At 67.1% G+C, this 18,381-nt stretch carries 13 protein-coding genes; 5 read left to right on the plus strand and 8 right to left on the minus strand.

Annotated elements, in window-relative coordinates:
* The 3 genes from BUE42_RS23840 to hemN all read right to left on the minus strand — a co-directional run.
* On the minus strand, positions 1 to 1,067 hold a 1,067-nt coding region (locus BUE42_RS23840; RefSeq protein ID WP_073467789.1), incomplete at its 3' end, for an oleate hydratase.
* A gap of 85 nt (positions 1,068 to 1,152) precedes the next feature.
* On the minus strand, positions 1,153 to 1,848 hold the full coding sequence (locus BUE42_RS23845) for a sulfite exporter TauE/SafE family protein (protein WP_073467790.1): 696 nt from the start codon (positions 1,846 to 1,848) through the stop codon (positions 1,153 to 1,155).
* 7 nt (positions 1,849 to 1,855) lie between these two features.
* Positions 1,856 to 3,316, minus strand: coding sequence for an oxygen-independent coproporphyrinogen III oxidase (gene hemN / locus BUE42_RS23850; protein WP_073467870.1), 1,461 nt, complete (start codon positions 3,314 to 3,316; stop codon positions 1,856 to 1,858).
* Positions 3,317 to 3,399: 83 nt separating this feature from the next.
* Here hemN and BUE42_RS23855 point away from each other — a divergent pair, with 83 nt between their 5' ends.
* Entirely contained in the window at positions 3,400 to 4,116 is a 717-nt protein-coding gene (locus BUE42_RS23855; protein WP_073467791.1) for a helix-turn-helix domain-containing protein, read from the plus strand.
* Between the two features lie 683 nt (positions 4,117 to 4,799).
* On the opposite strand, the gene BUE42_RS23860 is transcribed toward BUE42_RS23855, so the two are convergent.
* On the minus strand, positions 4,800 to 6,038 hold the full coding sequence (locus tag BUE42_RS23860) for an HD-GYP domain-containing protein (protein WP_073467792.1): 1,239 nt from the start codon (positions 6,036 to 6,038) through the stop codon (positions 4,800 to 4,802).
* The gene (locus BUE42_RS23865) at positions 6,035 to 8,017 is read right to left on the minus strand and encodes a methyl-accepting chemotaxis protein (protein ID WP_073467793.1); all 1,983 of its coding nucleotides are present in this window, start codon (positions 8,015 to 8,017) and stop codon (positions 6,035 to 6,037) included. Before BUE42_RS23865 ends, BUE42_RS23860 begins: the two co-directional genes overlap by 4 nt.
* A gap of 200 nt (positions 8,018 to 8,217) precedes the next feature.
* Between BUE42_RS23865 and BUE42_RS23870 the strand changes: the two genes are divergently transcribed.
* Positions 8,218 to 8,904, plus strand: a complete 687-nt coding sequence (locus BUE42_RS23870) for a response regulator transcription factor (protein WP_073467794.1) — start codon at positions 8,218 to 8,220, stop codon at positions 8,902 to 8,904.
* Positions 8,905 to 8,933: 29 nt separating this feature from the next.
* On the opposite strand, the gene BUE42_RS23875 is transcribed toward BUE42_RS23870, so the two are convergent.
* Both BUE42_RS23875 and BUE42_RS23880 read right to left on the minus strand, forming a co-directional pair.
* Positions 8,934 to 10,382 (minus strand): sensor histidine kinase, encoded by a 1,449-nt coding sequence (locus BUE42_RS23875; RefSeq protein ID WP_073467795.1) that lies wholly within the window; start codon positions 10,380 to 10,382, stop codon positions 8,934 to 8,936.
* 163 nt (positions 10,383 to 10,545) lie between these two features.
* Positions 10,546 to 11,646 carry a site-specific integrase gene (locus BUE42_RS23880; RefSeq protein ID WP_369822997.1) on the minus strand — a complete coding sequence of 367 codons (1,101 nt, stop codon included), beginning with the start codon at positions 11,644 to 11,646 and terminating at the stop codon, positions 10,546 to 10,548.
* Between the two features lie 107 nt (positions 11,647 to 11,753).
* Between BUE42_RS23880 and BUE42_RS23885 the strand changes: the two genes are divergently transcribed.
* Positions 11,754 to 12,722, plus strand: a complete 969-nt coding sequence (locus BUE42_RS23885; protein WP_073467797.1) for a DNA-binding protein — start codon at positions 11,754 to 11,756, stop codon at positions 12,720 to 12,722.
* Positions 12,723 to 13,151: 429 nt separating this feature from the next.
* Here BUE42_RS23885 and BUE42_RS34205 read toward each other — a convergent pair whose 3' ends face one another.
* Positions 13,152 to 13,412, minus strand: coding sequence for a YlcI/YnfO family protein (locus BUE42_RS34205; protein WP_073467799.1), 261 nt, complete (start codon positions 13,410 to 13,412; stop codon positions 13,152 to 13,154).
* 214 nt (positions 13,413 to 13,626) lie between these two features.
* Here BUE42_RS34205 and BUE42_RS23900 point away from each other — a divergent pair, with 214 nt between their 5' ends.
* The gene (locus BUE42_RS23900) at positions 13,627 to 14,880 is read left to right on the plus strand and encodes a DNA repair exonuclease (RefSeq protein ID WP_073467800.1); all 1,254 of its coding nucleotides are present in this window, start codon (positions 13,627 to 13,629) and stop codon (positions 14,878 to 14,880) included.
* Between the two features lie 3 nt (positions 14,881 to 14,883).
* Positions 14,884 to 18,360: an ATP-binding protein gene (locus BUE42_RS23905; RefSeq protein WP_073467801.1), complete on the plus strand. Its 3,477-nt coding sequence runs from the start codon at positions 14,884 to 14,886 to the stop codon at positions 18,358 to 18,360.
* Positions 18,361 to 18,381: the final 21 nt, after the last annotated feature.

The raw sequence follows: 18,381 nt of genomic DNA on the forward strand, positions 1-18,381 counted from the left end.
CCGGTGCCGGGTGCGTTGCCCGAGAACTCGCGGATGCGCTGGATCAGCGCCGGGTTGCGCAGCGTCAGCGTGAACGACAGCCACTTGCTCAGGTCGACGTCGCCGCAGAAGGCCTGCGGGCGGCCGAAACCGGGCGCCTTGCGCGCGAGCCGCTTCCACAGCGTCCAGGCGCCGTCGAGCGGCTCGCGCACCAACTCGGCGGCGCGGTCGTGGCCGCCGCGGCGCGAGTCGGCCGTCATCGACCCGAGCGTCAGGAACACCTTGTCGTCGCGGCCGACGGAGAGGCTGAAGGGCCGGCCCTTGCGCTCGCCGTGCAGGGCCTCGATGCGCCGGCCTGCGCCCTCGTCGACGAAGTCGGCGTCGAGCACCCGGCTGCCGTGCTCGAAGACGACGCCGTGCAGGGCCAGCCAGTCGTGCATCGGCCGCACCACCGAGTCGTACTGGTTCAGCGCCGTGCGCCGCACCCCGCCCAGCGTGTGGATGCGCGGGAACTCCTGCAGGAAGCGCAGCATGTAGCGTCGCAGCTCGACCGCGCTGTGCCAGTTCTGGAACGCGAAGGTGGTGCGCCACATCGTCCAGAAGTTCGTCTCGAGGAAGTGCGGCGCAAACCAGTCGTCGATGCGGCGCGTGCCGAGCAGCCGCTCCGGCGTGACCAGCAGGCGCACCAGGTCGAGCCGGTCGTGCAGGTCGAAGCCGAGCTCGCTCGCGTCGAGGATGTGGTGCCCGCGGTCGACCAGTCGCGCGTGCGCGTGCGTCAGCACCTCGGCGTTGAACTGCCGCACCTCGTCCTTCACGCTGCGCTTCGCGTCGCCGAGCGAGGGCACGCTTGACAGCACGTCCCACAGGCACACATAGGCCTCCTCGGTCCACATGCGTCCGCCCCGCGACATGAAGCCGCCGATGGCGTCGCCACTGCCGTCGAGCGCGCCGCCGGCAACCGGCAATTCCTCGAGGATGCGAATGTCGCGACCGCGCCAGCCGGCGTCGCGGATCAGCAGCACGGCGGCGGACAGCGCGGCAATGCCGCTGCCGACGATGAAGGCGCGCGGTGAGGTGGAATGGCTCATGGTCGTTGTCTGCAGAGTTCAGGGTCTGCCGTCATTGAATCCGCGGCGCCTCGCCATCGGCTTGACGGGCGTCAAGCAGTGCCGATCAGGTCACGCAGAACAGCGGCGAGTCCGGCCACAGCCCGTGGCCGAGCGACCAGCCGGAGCCGATCAGCAGGCACAGGCCGGCCAGCCGGATGCTCCATGCGAGCGCACGCCGGTCGAGCCGCGCCCACAGCACCGGCGCGCCCCACAGTGCGAATGACGACGCGAGGCCGAACGAGGCAATCACGCCGGCACCGGCCACCGCGCCATCGGCCAGCGCCGCGAGCACCAATGCCGACTGCAGCAGCCCGCACGGCCACGCAACCCACAGCGTGCCGGCGGCGCCCGCCTTCAGCGGCCCGGCCATCGCCTGCCAGCCGTCGGCACGGGGCGCATGCAGTGGTGCCGGCGCCTGCCCGAGCCGCGCCAGCCAGCGCGGCTGCCGGCCGCTGAACAGCAGCCACAGCCCGAGCGCGACGCCCGCCACGTGCAGCAAGGCCCACAGCGGCCGCAAGGCCGGCGTGGCCTGGCCGAGCCAGGCGAGCGCCGACACGCTGGAGGCGACCAGCGCGCCGCCCGCGGCGTAGCCGAACAGCCGCCCGCCCTGGAACGCGAGCGCGGCCGGCAGCGTGCGCCCGCCGGCCGCGCTGCCGCAGCCGCGCACGATCGCGGCGCTGCTGGCACCGCACATCGCGGCGCAGTGCGCCGAGCCGGCCAGGCCGAGCAAGGCGGCGCCGGTGAGCAGCGCAAGGCTCATCGCCGCGTCACAGCACGCGCGAAAAGCGCGCGCCGCCGGCCTCCCCGGTGCGGCCTTCGCGCACCCGGGCCCGTGCGGCCTGCAAGTGACGGTCGAACACCATCGCGATGGCGCGCACCAGCAGCCAGCCGCGCGGCGTGACCTGCACGGTCGCGCCGCCGTCGATCTCGACCAGGCCGTCGGCCACGAACACCTGCAGCGATGCCAGCTCGGGCGCGAAGTACGCCGCGCCGTCGACACCGTGCGCATGGCCGCGCGTGCTCAGGTCGGCGCGGCCCTGGCACATCAGCGCCATGATCACCTCGCGGCGCAGCAGGTCGTCGCTGTCGAGCGCGAGGCCGCGCACCACGGGGAAGCGGCGCTGCGCGAGCGCCTCGTAGTACTCGGGCAGGGTCTTCGCGTTCTGGCTGTAGCTGCTGCCCATGCGACCGATCGCCGAGACGCCGAGGCCGATCAGGTCGCAGTCGGGCTGCGTGCCGTAGCCCTGGAAGTTGCGGTGCAGCCGGCCGGCGCGGCGTGCGCGGGCGAGCGCATCGCCGGGCAGCGCGAAGTGGTCCATGCCGATGTCCTCGTAGCCGGCGCCGAGGAAGCCGTTGATCGCGCGGCGCAGCATCGCGACGCGATCTGCACCGGTCGGCAGCTCGGCGGTGACGATGCGCCGCTGCGGCTTGAAGCGCTCCGGCAGGTGCGCGTAGCCGTACAGCGCGACCCGGTCGGGGCGCAGCTCGGCGACGCGTGCCACTGTTTCGGCCAGCGTCTGCGGCGTCTGCTTCGGCAGGCCGTAGATCAGGTCGACGTTGATCGATTCGTAGCCCTGCACGCGCGCAGCGGCGACCAGCACGCGCACGTCCTCGAACGGCTGCACGCGGTGCACCGCCTGCTGCACCTCGGGCTGGATGTCCTGCACGCCGAAGCTGATGCGGTTGAAGCCGAGCGAACGGAAGTGCGCCAGGCGCTGCGGCGTGACGGTGCGCGGGTCAACCTCGATCGAGACCTCGGCATCGGGCAGCAGCCGGAACGCGCCGCGCAGCATCGCCATCAGCCGGGTGAGCTCGGCATCGCTCAGGAAGGTCGGCGAGCCGCCGCCGAGGTGCAGCTGCGACACCGGCACGCCGGTGTCGAGCGCGGTGGCGTGCAGCTCGATCTCGGTGGCCAGCGCGTCGAGGTATTCGACGGCGCGCTCGTGGTGGCGCGTGATCACCTTGTTGCAGGCGCAGTAGTAGCAGACCGATTCGCAGAACGGGATGTGCACGTAGATCGACAGCGGCGCGGCGCTCTTGCCGCTGTCGCTGCTGCGCATGACCAGGGTTCGCTGGTACTGCGCGGCGTCGAACGCGTCGCCGAAGCGGTCGGCCGTCGGGTACGAGGTGTAGCGCGGACCGGGCACGTCGAAGCGGCGCAGCAGTTCGTCGTCCAGTGCGTCGTCCAATGCGACTTCCAGCGCGGGGGAGGGGTGTGTGGCGTTCATGTCGCCACTGTCGTGCGGCGCGCGCTGCGGCGGTTTGCGCTGGATCAAGCGGGGCCTGCCGATGTACTTTCAAAATGCCTCCGATGAACCGCCTTCCTGCGCTCCCCTCCGAGCCCGACTGCATGCTATGCGAGCGGCGCAATCTGTGCCTGCCGGTGGTGCGCGACGACATCGAATCGGTGGTGGCCGGCAGCATGCGCGCGGTGGCCGCGGGGGACTGCCTGTTCCTCGAGGACGAGGCCTTCGCATCGCTGTACGCGGTGCGCAGCGGCGCCTTCAAGACCTGTGTGGGCACACCGCCGCAGCGCGGGCGTGTGACCGGCTTCGCGTTGCCGGGCGACCTGCTCGGGCTGGACGCGATCGATGCCGGGTTGCACTGTTGCCAGGCGATCGCGCTGCAGGATTCCGAGGTGTGCGAGCTGCCGTACGACCAGGTCGAGCAGGTGCTGGCGGCGTCGAGCACGCTGCAGCGGCGTTTCCACCAGCTGATGAGCCGCGAGATCGTGCGCGACCACGCGCTGATGCGGCTGCTCGGCCAGCGCCAGGCAGGGGCGCGCATCGCGGCCTTCCTGCTGGGGCTGTCGGAGCGCGCGCTGGAGCGCGGACAATCCGGCACCGAGCTGCGCCTGCCGATGAGCCGCGAGGATATCGGCAGCCACCTGGGCTTGAGCATTGAGACGGTGAGTCACGTGCTGACGCGGCTGCGCGCGGCGGGCTGTCTGCGAGTGCGGCTGCGGGAGATCGATATCGTCGACAAGCCTGCATTGCGCGGCGTTGCTGAGGGACTGGCTGCTGCCTGATCGCGCTGGCGCGTCGCGTCGCGGCGGGTGGCGCGAGGGGGCAGCGGCCCGTCGTTGATGCCGTCGCCGACCATCGCGACGCAGTGGCCGGCCGCCTGCTCGCGCTGCACCGCGGCCAGCTTGGCGGCTGGGTCGCCGCGCCGATCGCAGCATCGGCACCGACGCGCATCGCGCGGTCGGCTCGACCCGCCGCCGCATGTCGCCGGACAGCAGCACGCGGCGCCAGCCGGCCGCGCAGAGCGCCTGCAGTGCGCCGACGGCAACGTCGCGAGATGCTCGTCGAACTCCAGGCACAGCAGCGCCTCGCCGGCACGGCTGAACCCTCCGACCAGGCAATGCCGTCGTGCGGCGCGAGCCCGGCCACCGCCTGCGACAACGGATGGCGCGACCGGCGCGCCAGCGAAGCGGCGCGGCGCGGTGCAGCAGGGCCGGCCGCGACTCCCCGGGCGGCCCGGCACCCGCACCGCCGAGCAGCGCGGATGCTCCTGCGTCAGCGTGCCGGTCTTGTCGAGGAACACCGTGTCGAAGCGTGCTGCTGCAGCGCCTCCAGCCGCTGCAGCAGCACGCCGCGCCAGGCCGCGTGCGGCAGCGACGCAGGCGGAGGTGGCCACAAGCGACAGCGCGCACTGCAGGTCACGATCAGCACCGCTCAGGTCTTCACGATGATGGCGACTCGATCGAGGTCAAGGTTTCGGCAGGCCGGCGAGCCGGTCGAGGTCCTTGAAGTTCCAGTCGTCGGGCGATTCGCAAGCGGCGACCTTGTCCTGGCAGTACGCGCTGCCCAGGTCCATCTCCAGCGGCTCAATGCGCATGTTGGACTTGGTGCTGAAGAAGGCCTTGACCTTCGGTTGCAGCAGGTTCTGCGCGTTCTGCGCCGTCACCACCGCCAGCTTGCCGGACTGCAGGCGCAGCAGCGAGCCGACCGGGTAGATGCCCACCGTCTTGACGAAGGCCTGGAACACGCGCGGCTCGAAGTGACCCTTCCACTGCGCCATGCGGCGCAGCGCCTCGCCCGGATCCCAGCCGCTCTTGTACGGCCGCACCGAGGTGATCGCGTCGTACACGTCGCACACCGCGCCCATCTTCGCGAACAGGCTGATCTGCTCGCCGGAGAGCTTGTGCGGGTAGCCGCTGCCGTCGACCTTCTCGTGGTGGTGCAGGCACACGTCGAGCACCACCGCGCCGGCGCTGCCGCCTTCGAGCAGCATCTCGTGGCCGCGCTCCGGATGGCTCTTCATGATGTCGAACTCGGCGTCGGTGAGCTTGCCGGGCTTGTTCAGCACCTCCAGCGGCATCACCGCCTTGCCCAGGTCGTGCAGCATGCCGGCCAGGCCCGCCTTCTTCAGCTGCTCGCCCTGCAGGCCGAGCTGGCGGCCGAGCGACACCATCAGCGCGCACACGGCCACCGAATGCATGTAGGTGTATTCGTCGGCGCGCTTGAGCCGCGCGACGCTGATCAGTGCGCCGGGATTGCGCAGCACCGATTCGGAGATCTCCTCGACCAGCTCCTCGCACTGGCCGGCGTCGATCGCCTTGCCCAGGCGCGCCTCGCCGAACATCGACGCGATCTTCGGCACCGAGCGGCGGTACAGCGCAGCCGCCTTCGCGAGCGCCTGTTCGCCGTGCTCCGCTTCGTCGAGCGCGAACGGCATCGACGCGGCGAACTCCAACTCGCGCTCGACCTCGGCGGCGACTGCCTCGCGCGTGATGGCCCGTACGCAGGCGGCCGGGCCGTCGACGTCGAGGCCCTTGCTGCTGTCGATCCACAGCTCCCTGACACCGCCGGACTTGATGCGTTCGAAGTCGGCGTCGCTCTTCAGCATGAACTTGGAGCGCCAGAACGGATGGTCCATCCACGAGCCACAGAACTCGTGGACGTGCATCCCCAGCCGCAACTGGTCGACCGGGATCTTCTTGATCATGCGAGCTTGAAGAAGCTGATCTCGCTGCTCAGGCGGCGCGATTGTTCAGCCAGCGCGGTGGAGGCGGCGGCGGTCTGCTCGACAAGGGCGGCGTTCTGCTGCGTGAACTGGTCGAGCTCGCGCACCGCGCCGCTGACCTCGCCGACGCCGCGGTGCTGGTGCTGCGTGCTGTCGGCGATCTCGCGCATCAGCGTCTCGATACGGCCGGCGTTTGACACCACCGCCTGCATGATCTCCCCGGCGCGGCCGACGACGGTCGAGCCGCCTTGCACCTGCTCAATGCTGGCGCTGATCAGCGACTTGATCTCGCGTGCGGCAGTGGCCGAGCGGCCGGCGAGCGCACGCACCTCTGACGCCACGACCGCGAAGCCGCGGCCATGCTCGCCGGCGCGCGCCGCCTCGACGGCGGCATTCAGCGCGAGGATGTTGGTCTGGAACGCGATGCCGTCGATCACGCCGATGATCTCGCCGATGCGCCCCGACGAGGCGCGGATGTTGTCCATCGTGCGGATCACCTCGGTGATCGCCTGGCCGCTGCGCTCGGCTGCGCCGGCGTTGTCGTGCACGCTCGCGCTGGCCTGCGCCACAGTGCCGGCCGACTGCGTCACCGACGACGAGATCTGCTCCATGCTGGCAGAGGTCTGCTGGAGGTTGGCGGCCGCCTGTTCGGTGCGCTGCGACAGGTCCATCGACGCGGACGCGATTTCCCCGCTGGCGGTCTGCACGTTCTCGGCGCTGTCGATCACGACGCTGACGATGCGGCGCAAACTGATCTGCATCTCGCCGAGCGTGATCATCAACTGCGCGGCTTCGTCGGTGCCCCAGGGACGCGGTGCGGTCGTCAGGTTGCCCTGAGTGATCTCTTTCAGGTGGCCGGAGACCTCCTGAAGGCCACCCATCATCACCTTGTAGAACGCCAGCAGCAGGTAGCCGGCCAGCGCGATGAAGAAGAGCGCGGCGCCGAACTGGCCGTAGAGCTCGGCATGCAGGTGGGTGATGCGGGTGTGCAGGCGCGCCTCGAGCCGGTCGAGCGCCTGCTTCTGTAGCGCGAACTGGTGGTCGAGCGCGGCGGTGCCGGCGTTGTCGAGCATGGCCGGGGTGAGGTCGTGCGAGCCGTCGGACAATATCCGGGCAATCGCCGCTTCGAAGGCCTGCGTCGCCGCCCTCGCGTCACGCGCGTCGACCAACCGGGCGTTCTCCGGGATGTTCTCGACGCCTTCCCGATGCGAGTTCCGGATCTCGGCGTCGAGGTAGCGCAGTACGGCCATGTCGCCTGTCATGCGATCGCGGCGTGGGAGGCTCAACTCCTTGGTGCGCAGCGCCAGCGTTGCGATGCCGCGAAGCTGCGCCGTGGTCTCGGCCTGCAGCGGCAGGCGCAGCACCGCGAGGTTCATCAGGTGGTAGGTGTCGAGTTCGGGGTCGAGCGCGAGCTGCGAGCCGTTGGCGACCTGACCGATCAACGCCGTCACCATCGCCACGTACTCGCTGTGGCTCCGGAAGGCCTCGTCCGGCGTGGCCGGCGCGGGACCGCTCAATAGCGCCTCATGCGATTTCTGCAGCACCGCGAATGCGGCGGCGTCGTCTAGCTCCTTGCCGAGCGCGTCGTGATGCGCTGACAGCGCACGGAATGCCTCGCGCACCTTGTCCTGCCGCTCCGCGATGTCGGGCAACTGGGCCGTCAGCGCGTAGCGGCGTGCCTGTGCTGCGCGCATTAGGTCGATGGCCGGGCGCAGATAGTCGATCCCGCGCAGTTCGGCGCGGCCGACGTCGATCTGCGAACTTTCGTCGGTTTGCAGGAAGTACAGCGCGACCACCAGTGGAGCCATGAAGGCGCAAGCGACCCACAGCGCCTTGGCGCGAAAACCGATCGATCGGAACAGCCGGATGCCCGGCGCGAGCCAGCCGTGGTAGCGGAAGAATTCCCCAAACCCGGAGTTCAGGCTGGTGTTTTGCAGGGGAAGTGGGATTCGGTGCGACATGTCGTCAATCTCCGGTACGGCTTCTGGCAGAACTGAGACGGGCACGACTCGGTCGTCGGAGCCCGTCCTCGGTTAGTTTTCGGTCATATCGCAATTGACTTGATCATTTATGAGCGCTGAAATCATGAATTTGTTCACTGCGGCAGGGCGGAGTCGATGCGGTAACCTGCGCGCGATTCCTTCACCCCGTCGGTCCGTCCATGTTTCCCAAGACGCTTGCCCTCGTCGACGACGACGCCGAGTTTTCGGAGTTTCTTTCGCAGTACCTGCAGGCGCGCGGTGTGGCCGTGCGGGTGTTCGGTGACAGCAGCGACCTGCTGGTCGACCCCCAAGCCTATGAATTCGAGTTTTACGTCCTCGACCTGACGCTGCCCGGCGTTGATGGCGTCGAGTTGCTGCGCATCCTGCGCAGGCGAACGAACGCAGGCGTGCTCGTGGTGTCGGGCCGGCTGGCGCCGGACGTCTTCGAGTCGGTGGTGAACGCCGGTGCCGACATGTACCTGGCCAAGCCGGTGCGTTTCGAGCAGGTGGCGCTGGCGGTGAAGGCGGTGCAGCGGCGAGCGGTGACGGCGCGCGAGCAGGTCAACAGCTGGAAGCTCGACCGCCGCACCAGCGAGTTGGTGGCGCCCGACGGTGCGCGCATCGCGCTAAGCGAGACCGACATGGCCGTGATGGAGTGCTTCGCGCAGGCACGGGGCGGCAGCGTATCGCGCGAGGCGCTGCGCGAGCGGCTCGGCTATGCGGACGGCGAGCAGCCCGACAACGTGCTGCACGCGACGATCTACCGGCTGCGCCGCCGCATCGAGCGGGCAACGCCGACGGTGGTGCCGCTGCAGTCGCAATCACGCGTGGGCTACGTGTTCCGGGCGACGCTGTCGGTGGCCTGAGCCGGCCGCGCCTCGGTGCCACCAGCCGCTCACGCACCGAAGGACTGCGGGATCACCAAGCCCATCGACAGGCCGCCGGCGGGCGGGTGCTCCACGCGCGCCTCACCGCCATGCAGGGCCATCACGCGGTACACGATGTACAGGCCCAGCCCGTGGCCCTGGCGCTGCCCAGGTGTCGTGCCGCGCGCGCCGCGCGTGAACAGACGCGGCCGCAGGTCGGCGGAAATGCCGGGGCCTGCATCGATCACCTCGATCACCAGCGCCAGCGGGTCGTCCGAGTCGGAGATCCGAATCGTCACCGGCGTGTTGGCAGGCGCGTAGGCAAGCGCATTGGCGATCAGGTTGCGCAGCGCCAGCCGGATCAGCCCGGCGTTCATCGATGCGGTGCGTGTGCTGGTGGCGCGCTCCAGGTTCAGGCGCGCGCGCTCGGCGGGCTCGACATCGGCCAGCGCCAGCTTGACCAGCGTGTCGATGTCGATGTCCTGCCGCGCCAGCGGACCGGCGTCGTTCAGCAGCACGGCGTCGGCCAGCGTGTTGTCGAGTGCCTTCGTGATCTGCGACAGCACCGCGCTGGCGCGCTGCAGCCGGCCGGCGGCGGCTTGTCGATCGCGCTGCTCGTCGGCTACGGCCTCGGCCGCGCTCTGCAACGCGGCCGACGCATTGTTCAGCGGCTGCCGCACCTCGTGCGCCATCATCGCGAGCATCTCCCCGCGCTGCGCGAGCAGGCGCCCGAGCTCCTCGTGCGCCATCGCCTGCTCCTGCAGCCGCAGCTCGGTCTGCATGCGGCGCTCCTGCTCGCGGGCGAGTTCAGCTTCGCGGGTGAGCTCCTTGCTGCGTGCCGCCTCGAGGGCGATGCCGATGTAGCCCAGGTTGCCGTACAGCGAGGCCACCACGCTGGAGACAAGCGCCAAAGCCACGTCAATGCTGCCTGCCAGCGCGCGCGCCGATTGCCACTCGCTCGCGACCACGACCAGCCGGACCGTCAGCGCCGTGGCGAACAGCGCTTCGGTCCATGCCAGCATCGCGGCACTGCGGGAGCCGCTGCGCCGGTGCAGCGTCCATGCGAGACGGGCCAGCCATGCCGCGCCGCCGATGTTGGCGAGCACGGAGATCGCGAGCCGCGGGGACTCGAGATCGCTCACGCCCAGTGCAGTGAGATAGGCTGTCGAGGCCGCCAGCCACGGCAGAACGAAGCGCTTGATGTCCAACGCGGTCTCACCCAGTTCGCGCCGCAGCGCGGCGGCGCGCAGCGGATAGGCGGCGAACATCAGTACGTTGCCAATCCCGAACGCGAGGATGGGATCCAGCGCTTCGCGCAAGCCCAGCAGAATGAACCCGAAGCCGTACAGGAGGCTGCCGCTGCACCAGGCTGCCACCGAGCGAAGGTCATGGCGGCGGTGCAGGATAGTCCAGGTCGTGGCCGGCAGTGCTACGAACAGCAAGCCAGCGAGAAGGAAGGCGGTTCGTGCGTCGATCATCAGATGCTGGGTCGCGAAGTGAACAGACTGTGCGACGGCGTCCCCTGTCGCAGGCTGAAGTTTCTGTTCGAGGCCAGACAGCCTGAGTTGTTGCCTCTAGCTGCCATTTGCTCAGCGCTAATGCCTCGAACACGCGGGGAGCTGTTGCGTAAGGCGCTCCAACTCAATTCTTTCTCTCTGAGTCTAGTAGCCGACTTGCCGCACTGTCGAGCGTGGCGTGACGAAAGTACCCCACCAATGAGGCCGTCGACCGATGCCCCGTCATCGCCATCGTCTCACCGAGCGGGATCTGTTGACGACCAGCCTCGGTCACGAATCCCGAGCGCAGCGAGTGAGCTGAAAACCCTTCATCGATGCCAGCCAGCGCACAGCGCTTCTTGACGATGTCGCGTACGGCGGGAGCAGAGAGAGGCTCACCAACCTTGCCGCCACGTCGCACGCGCCGGAAGATCGGACCGGCCACGATCTGGGACGCAGACAACCAAGCTTGCAATGCGCTGGCTGCACGGCCGGCGATAGGCTTGTCGTTCTCAGCACGATCAGCACCAGCCTGATTCGACTTCGAGTGGCTCAGTGTGTAGATGAATGCATCACCGACGCGGCGCGTGTTCTCCATGCTGGCTGACGTTACCTCCGAGCGCCGGCGACCGCCGCTGGAAAAAGCGAAGAGGAGGAGGGCGCGGTCGCGCAAACCCGCCAGCGACGCGTCGCATGTGTCGAGCAGCGCCTCCAGAGGTTCGCGCGTGAGGGCCGGTTTCTTGTGCGGCAGGGCGCCACGCTTCGCGTAGGCGCGCCGTGCTTTCGATAGCAACTCGCGCACCCGCGGTTGCGCGCACGGGTTGTCCACCATCTGCACTTGGTGCGCCTTGGACAGCACGCTGATGCGATGCACGAGGGTGCCGAGCGTCGGAGCGCCGATCTTGCCCTTGTAGCCACCGTCGACCAGAGCTTGATCGATCGCTGACGGCAACTCGCTGACGAGTTCACCGTCACTGTCATGGCGCAGCGCGTGATCGACGATGAATTGAACGACAGCCGCTTCCTCGACCGGCAGTGCAATTGAGCATTGGTACCGCAGCGCGTACCAGGCAGCCCAGTAGCGCAGGGCAGAGCGATAGCTGCGCAACGTATTTTCTGATTCGCCTTGCCGAAGCAGCGCCGCTTCAGCCTCTTGCGCCATTGAGCCCAGTTGCGTCGGATTCAGCGGAGTTGATCCAGCGATTCCAGGAACAAGCGCCGCGGGCCGCTTTTTCTCTATTTTCATATGTAAACTGTATGATGTATAACGTACATAGTAAATAAATCGCGATAACTATCACTTATCGTGACTAATGTAGGCCCGAAGCAGGGCGCCGATCAAGGAGACCGAAAATGCCGCGCGGAATCAGTCAAACCGACGTCTGGAACGCCTGTGATGCACTACTTCTTGAGGGCGCCAGGCCGACGATTGAACGGGTGCGGCAGAAGATCGGCAGCGGCTCGCCCAACACGGTCAGCCCGTACCTGGAGACCTGGTTCCGGCATCTGGGCGGGCGCATCAAGGATCCGGGCGCGTTCTCGGCGCCTTCAGACGTACCTCACCCGGTCCTTCAGGCGGCCAAGCACTTCTGGGAGGTCGCGCTGACCGAGACGCGACAGGACTTCGACGAACGGCTACGAGAAGGCATGGCCGCGGCGATCACCAACGTCGAGGCTGAAAAGGAACGCGCCAATCAGAGCGCCGCTGCAGCGTTCGAGGCCACCAGCAAGTTGGCTCACCTGCAGGGCCAGCTCGCGCAGCATTTGGCCGCCCTCGAAACGGAACGGCTCGCACGCGCAACCGCACTGGCAGATTTGGCGAATGCGAGACTGTCCATTGAACGCTTGGAATCTCGCCTTGCGCGCAGCGAAGAGACATTGACCGCTGAGCGCGCTCAGCACCGCGAGGCGGTCGAGGCGGCCGGGCAGCGCGCTGACGGGGCCACGCGACGTGCAGCACTCGAGATCGAACAGGAGCGCCAGGCACGAATCAAATCGGACAAGACCCTCGAGGCCGTCCGGGCGCGGTTGGCAGAGGTCGAAGGTCACGCGCGCGATGTGGCGGTCCAACACGCTGAAGAAGTGACGGGACTGCGGAGCGTCGCCGCTAGCACAAAGCAGGCCCTGACGGATCTTCAAGTAGTGCTGGCAGAGCGCATGGACGATAACCGGCGACTGCAGGAACAGCTGACCTCTCAGCGCGAGCAAATGCTCCAAGCTTCAGCTCGGGACCAAGCCACCAGAGATTTGCTGGATCAGCTCAGGCCCAGCGCAGGCACGATTCGGACCAAGAAGGCGAAGACCATACGAGCGACACCTTGAGTCGGCCCACACGGATCACAATCGCATCAGGAGAGCGCCATGTCGGTCGTAGTCAGCCGCCGGCCGGCGACGTTCAGTGATTGTTGAAGTTGTTGTAGGGCGTCGAGAGCGAAATCGCCACGTATATGTCAAGTAGAGCCTGCCGGTTCGAATCGACTTCTTCCACCTCGCGAATGTCCATCGCCCTCAGCCGCTCCTTCTGGGCGACGAAACACTTGGCGAACGCATCCTGCGTCTTCCGGCAGCAATGCAGCAACCTTCCGTGCTGATGCGCGGCAGAGCAGGGCGCTTGCGGAACGGGCCAAAGGGTCGGTGCGCAAGGTTGGCTTGATCTGTGCCCTCCGCAGCGTCCGTATCGCGCCCCCGCGAGAGTATCGGTTCGAAAGGTGTGGCCCCCATGGTTCAGGGTGCGTCTGCGTTGCCCAGCATCTACGCTCTCCGGACCTCGGTTCTCCTGCGCAGCTCAGCGACGACCTCTACACTGCTGAAACTCTCGCCTCCCGCAACGTAGTTGCTCAGCGCCGCCTTGCAGCGAGCTTCGAAATCGCGCGAGACACGCCGTGCCTCCACTGCGCGCCGGACTGACGATTCGACGAACGACGACAACCTCTCGCCGTTGGTCAGGACGCTCTCGAATTCGGCCCTCAGTTGGGGCTCGATGCGAATCGACAGGAGGTCTGAATCTTTCATGGAAACAATCTGAGGTATGTCTTTGTCTGCTGAGGGGCGGACGAAGTCCCACTGCCAGACGAGAGGTTTCCGCGCGCGATAGTTTCTAGATATCGCATATGGATCCTGAGCCTGCGACACGCGTCAGCCCCGGGGTCCGGACTAGGGTAGGGTGGCACTTTCACGACGGCCGATTTCGGCCATTCCAGAAAACGCATCCCCGGGGAGGGTCGCGATGAAGTTCATCCACGCAGCCGATATCCATCTGGACAGCCCGCTGAACGGGCTTTCCGCTTATCCAGACGCGCCCGCCGAGCAGCTTCGCAGCGCGACTCGCGACGCCTTCGGCGAACTGGTAGATGTCGCAATCGCCGAAGAGGTCGACTTCATGGTGATTGCTGGCGACCTGTATGACGGCACCTGGCGAGACTTCAACACGGGCATCTTCTTCGTACGGGAAATGGGGCGCCTTAGGCGCGAGGGCATCCCCGTCTACGTGCTCTTCGGCAACCACGATGCCGAGAGCGAGATGACGAAGAGGTTGGAGATGCCGGACAACGTCCACGTCTTCGGCCCGAGCAAGCCTCAAACATTCAAGGTGGACGGCTTAGCCGTGACTCTGCATGGGCAGAGCTTCAAGCAGCGAGATGTCAACACAAACCTGGTCACCGGCTATCCAGCGCCGACCGCGGGGCACTTCAATATCGGCGTGCTGCACACGGCGCTCGAAGGCTACAAGGCGCACGCCTACTACGCGCCATGCACCATTGCTGAGTTGCACGCCAAGGGCTACGGCTATTGGGCGCTGGGTCATGTACATGAGTTCCAGAAGTGGACGGGTGCGTCGACCATCGTGTTTCCCGGGAATCTGCAGGGGCGCAGCGTCAAGGAATGCGGCCGGCGAGGTGCCGTGATGGTGACGGTCGATGATGCAGCAGAGGTCACCATCGAACGCATCTTCATTGACGTGCTGCGCTGGGAGCAGCTAACCGTGGACGTCTCCGACTGCGAGACGCTCGCGGATGTCGTGCACAAGACTGGCCGAGCCCTGGAGGAACTCCTCGACACCGACGGCGAAGTGCCGCGGGCTGCGCGCATCACCATCCAAGGGAACACGAAGGCCCACGGCGCGCTCTTCGGGCAGGAAGCCCAGCTGCGCAGCGAAGTGCTCGCGCAGATTGCCAGCATCGGCAACGAGCGCCTCTGGCTCGAGAAGGTGCGCATCACCACGAAGCCCTTGGTCGATCCGGAGAAGCTGCACCAGCGGCTGGACGCTTTCACAGACCTGCAGGACCTCCTGGAGGAGGCCGCCACGGATGTCGACTTCATTGAGGAGCTGAAGACCGCGCTGGCGCCGTTTGCAGCCAAGGCCCCGCTGGACCTGCAGGAGGTGGTGCCGCTCATCGAGAAGATTCGAACCGGCGACTTGAAGGAGCTCATCGAAGAAGTCGGGCCAGGCCTCCTGGCGCACCTGGCTCAGGCGGAGTGACCCATGCGCCTACAGAACCTGAATCTAGTCCGGTTCGGCAAGTTCACCGGCACCGACATCGCTCTGCCCAAGGCCGAGCACGATTTCCACCTCATCGTCGGGCCCAACGAGGCAGGCAAGTCGACGGTCCGCGGCGCCATCGCTGACCTGATCTTCGGATTCCCTACGCGCTATGCGGCGATGGCGTTCGTGCACCAGCAGTCCGAGCTGTGCCTTGCGGCAACGGTCGCGGATGGAGGCGAGAGCCTCGCAATCATGCGGACCAAGGGACTCAAGAACACGCTGCGCACTCCGGCCGACGTGCCTCTGCCCGACAACGCCCTTTTGCCCTTCATAGGCTCGGCGGACCGTGCCTTCTTCGAAACGATGTTCGGGTTGAGCCATGCCCAGCTCGTCGCCGGCGGCGAGCTGATCCTGGACGCTTCCAAAGACGTCAGCCAGGTGCTGTTCCAGTCCGCGGCAGGCATCGCCGGGCTCGGCAAGGTCAAGGATGGGCTCATCGCCGAAGCTGACCGGCTGTGGGCCTCGCGGCATTCGGGCAACCGCACCTACTACATTGCCAGCGACCAGCTCGACCAAGCCAACAGGGACCTGAAGGCGGCCACTGTGCGCTCCAAGAGCTTTGGGGACGCTCGGTCTGCGCTCGATGACGTGGAAGCACGCATCGCTGCTGCGACCGCCCTCAAGGGGCAGTTGCAGGCCACGCGTGACAAGCTGGAGCGGGTTCGCCGGCTAGCTCCCAAGGTGGTCGAGCTGAAGCAGAAGCTCGCCGAACTGGAGGCGCTTGGCGACGCGCTGAACCTGCCCGTGAACGCCCAGGAGACGCTGACCAAAGGGGAGCAGGACCTGTCCGTCGCTGAGACCACGCTTCGGCAGTGCGAGCGGGCAGTGACCGAGCTGACGGAACAGCGGGACCAGGTGGTCTTCGATGCATCGGTCCTCGCCTCAAGAGACGACATCCAGGCCTTGGCGGCCACTGGCGAGAGCGTCCGGAACCACTACACCGGCCTGGTCACCCGACAAGCGGAGGTTGATCGCGCCCTGGAACTCGCAGGGGCTGCCGCGGAAGACCTGGGCTGGCCGGATTCGAAGGATGAGGCAGTGTTGCGCTCGCGGTTGCCGACCCAACTCACCCTCCGCGAGGTCCAGCGCCTAGTCAACGAACACGGTGGTCTGCTCCAGGCCAAGACATCCGCGGCAGAAAGCGTCGCGACCAAGAGGGCCGAGCTGGAGGAGGTTGAAGCTGAGCTGAAAGCGATCACGGTCGCCGAGGTATCGCCGGCCTTGCGCAGCGCGCTGTCCGACGCACAGGCTTACCGGAACACGTTCGCAGCCCAGAGCAAAGCCGACTCGGCCGTGAAGACCGCAAAGCGTGCGCTGGATACCGCCCTTGCAAGCCTGGGGCAGTGGAGGAGGGCGGTGGGGGAGCTTCAGCAGATGTCGCCGCCCTCGTCGGAGCGGCTGGCCGGCTTGGTGGCCAAGCGCCAACGGCTGGATTCCGACCTCAGCACGGCGGCCGACCGCGTGGCGCAGGCCGAGCAAGACCTTGCGGATGCACAGCTGGAGGTGAAGCAGTTCGCCGAAGCGCGCCACATCGTCACGGGCTCCGACGTCCGGGAGGCCCGGGAGAAACGCGACGCCGACTGGCAGGCCATAAAGGATGGAACCACCCCCCTCGATTCCGGCGCAGCCGGCCTGGACTCGGCCATCGACCTTGCGGACCAGCTCGTTGACACGCAGCTGGGCTCTACAGCAGACGCATCACGGCTCCAGAGTCTCAGGCAGCAGGTGGAGCGGTCTAAGTCAGCTTTGACTGCGGCCAAGCAGACCGAGGAGCGCAGGGCATCCGAGCTGACTGCCTTCGACGAGGATTGGGTGGCGCAGACCGTCGCTCTTGCCCTCCCAGGGCTCGCGTTAGCTGACGCTCAAGCTTGGATGACGAAGCGCGAGCAAGTCCTGTCTGCCGTTGCGACGCTCAGCGAGAAAGAGGAGGCCCTCCAACAGGAGGTGGCAGACGCCGGCGCCGCGGCAGGTGTCCTGTCAGCCCAACTCGGCCAAGCAGGTGTGAGCTTGCCTTCCGAGAGCCCCCTTTCCGCCATCCTGACGGCCGCCGAGGACCTGGTATCCGACGCCGATAGCTCGGCTGCGCGCCGCGGGCAGCTCGTCAAGCAGCAAGGTACGAGCTCGAACACGCTGAGCCGCCTGCAGACCACGGCAGATGCCGCCAGTACGGCCTTGGCCGCGTGGGAGCAGAAGTGGGAAACCGCGGTGGCGGGGGCCAAAGTCGCTGAATACGTGAAGTCCGTCGACGACGCGGAGCAGGCGCTCGACAAGCTGGAAGCGATCCGCCAAAGCCTGGACAAGGCCACGGCCATTCGGCGCGAGCGCATCGACACCATGAAGCGCGACCTCGACGAGTTTGGCAAGGCCGCCGCCGCAGTTGTCGATGCATTGAGCCTCGAGGAACTGCGCGGCGTTGATGCGAGAGATGTCGTGCGTGCCCTGTCCCCCAGGCTGAAGGAGGCCGAAGCTAGCGAAGCCCGCCGGACCGCCGCGGACGACGCCCTCAAAGCCGCCACCAAGCAGCGCGAAAGCGCCCAGAACCAAGTTGAACAGGTCAAGGCAAGGGTTGCGCCTCTCCTTACCGCGGCCGGTGTTACGGCGCTCGAGGAGGCCACGCCGTTGGTCACTGCGTCGGAAACCCAGCGCAGGCTTGTTCGGGAAATTGAACTCGCGCGCACGGCGCTCGCTCAAGGCTCCGACGGGCTTACGTTGGACGCTGTGATTGCGGAGGTGGACGGCTGCGACTTGGCTCAAGTCGCCGTCGACCTGACGAGGACGAATGACCAGATCAATCAGGTGCAAGCGGACCAGACAAGCCTTGCGTCGGAGCTCACACAAGCGAAGTCGGAAGTGGCAGCCTTTGGCGGCGGAAGTGACGCTGCTGTCGCTGAGGCACGCAGGCAGGAGGCGCTGGCCAGCATGGCAGACGCCTCGGAGCGCTACATCAAAGTGACCGCGGCTGCGAAGCTGCTGAGCTGGGCCATCGAACGCTATCGGGAGCAGAACCAAGGCCCGATGCTGACGCGCGCCGGCGCCATCTTCTCGGCGCTCACCATAGGCATGTACACGAAGCTCTTCGTCGATTTCGACAGCACGCCGTACACGTTGTCTGCGACCCGGAAAGATGGCAAGCCCGTCGAGGTCCCAGGCTTGAGTGAGGGCACGCGCGACCAGCTTTACCTGGCGCTGCGGCTCGCGGCCTTGGAGCTCCACCTGGCCAAGGCGAAGGCGTTGCCATTCGTGGCCGACGACCTGTTCATCAATTTTGACGACGAGCGGTCGACGGCTGGGCTTGAGGCCTTGCGGGGACTCTCCACGAAGACTCAGGTGCTGTTCCTGAGCCATCACGATCATCTACTGCCTCACGTACAGCAGGTGTTCGGGGCTGGGGTAAACGTGGTGCAGCTGCGGCGATAGGCACGCCAACCCGCCGCGAGA

This window comes from Rhizobacter sp. OV335 (assembly GCF_900142965.1).
GTDB lineage: Bacteria > Pseudomonadota > Gammaproteobacteria > Burkholderiales > Burkholderiaceae_C > Rhizobacter.

What these genes read in the sequence shown, in the direction of transcription:
- BUE42_RS23885 (WP_073467797.1), top strand. Translation starts at nt 11,754, where the DNA reads ATGCCGCGCGGAATCAGTCAAACCGACGTCTGGAACGCCTGTGATGCA.
- BUE42_RS23905 (WP_073467801.1), top strand. Translation starts at nt 14,884, where the DNA reads ATGCGCCTACAGAACCTGAATCTAGTCCGGTTCGGCAAGTTCACCGGC.
- BUE42_RS23880 (WP_369822997.1), bottom strand. Translation starts at nt 11,646, where the DNA reads ATGAAAATAGAGAAAAAGCGGCCCGCGGCGCTTGTTCCTGGAATCGCT.
- BUE42_RS23875 (WP_073467795.1), bottom strand. Translation starts at nt 10,382, where the DNA reads ATGATCGACGCACGAACCGCCTTCCTTCTCGCTGGCTTGCTGTTCGTA.
- BUE42_RS23865 (WP_073467793.1), bottom strand. Translation starts at nt 8,017, where the DNA reads ATGTCGCACCGAATCCCACTTCCCCTGCAAAACACCAGCCTGAACTCC.
- hemN (WP_073467870.1), bottom strand. Translation starts at nt 3,316, where the DNA reads ATGAACGCCACACACCCCTCCCCCGCGCTGGAAGTCGCATTGGACGAC.
- BUE42_RS23845 (WP_073467790.1), bottom strand. Translation starts at nt 1,848, where the DNA reads ATGAGCCTTGCGCTGCTCACCGGCGCCGCCTTGCTCGGCCTGGCCGGC.
- BUE42_RS23900 (WP_073467800.1), top strand. Translation starts at nt 13,627, where the DNA reads ATGAAGTTCATCCACGCAGCCGATATCCATCTGGACAGCCCGCTGAAC.
- BUE42_RS23860 (WP_073467792.1), bottom strand. Translation starts at nt 6,038, where the DNA reads ATGATCAAGAAGATCCCGGTCGACCAGTTGCGGCTGGGGATGCACGTC.
- BUE42_RS23870 (WP_073467794.1), top strand. Translation starts at nt 8,218, where the DNA reads ATGTTTCCCAAGACGCTTGCCCTCGTCGACGACGACGCCGAGTTTTCG.
- BUE42_RS23855 (WP_073467791.1), top strand. Translation starts at nt 3,400, where the DNA reads ATGAACCGCCTTCCTGCGCTCCCCTCCGAGCCCGACTGCATGCTATGC.
- BUE42_RS34205 (WP_073467799.1), bottom strand. Translation starts at nt 13,412, where the DNA reads ATGAAAGATTCAGACCTCCTGTCGATTCGCATCGAGCCCCAACTGAGG.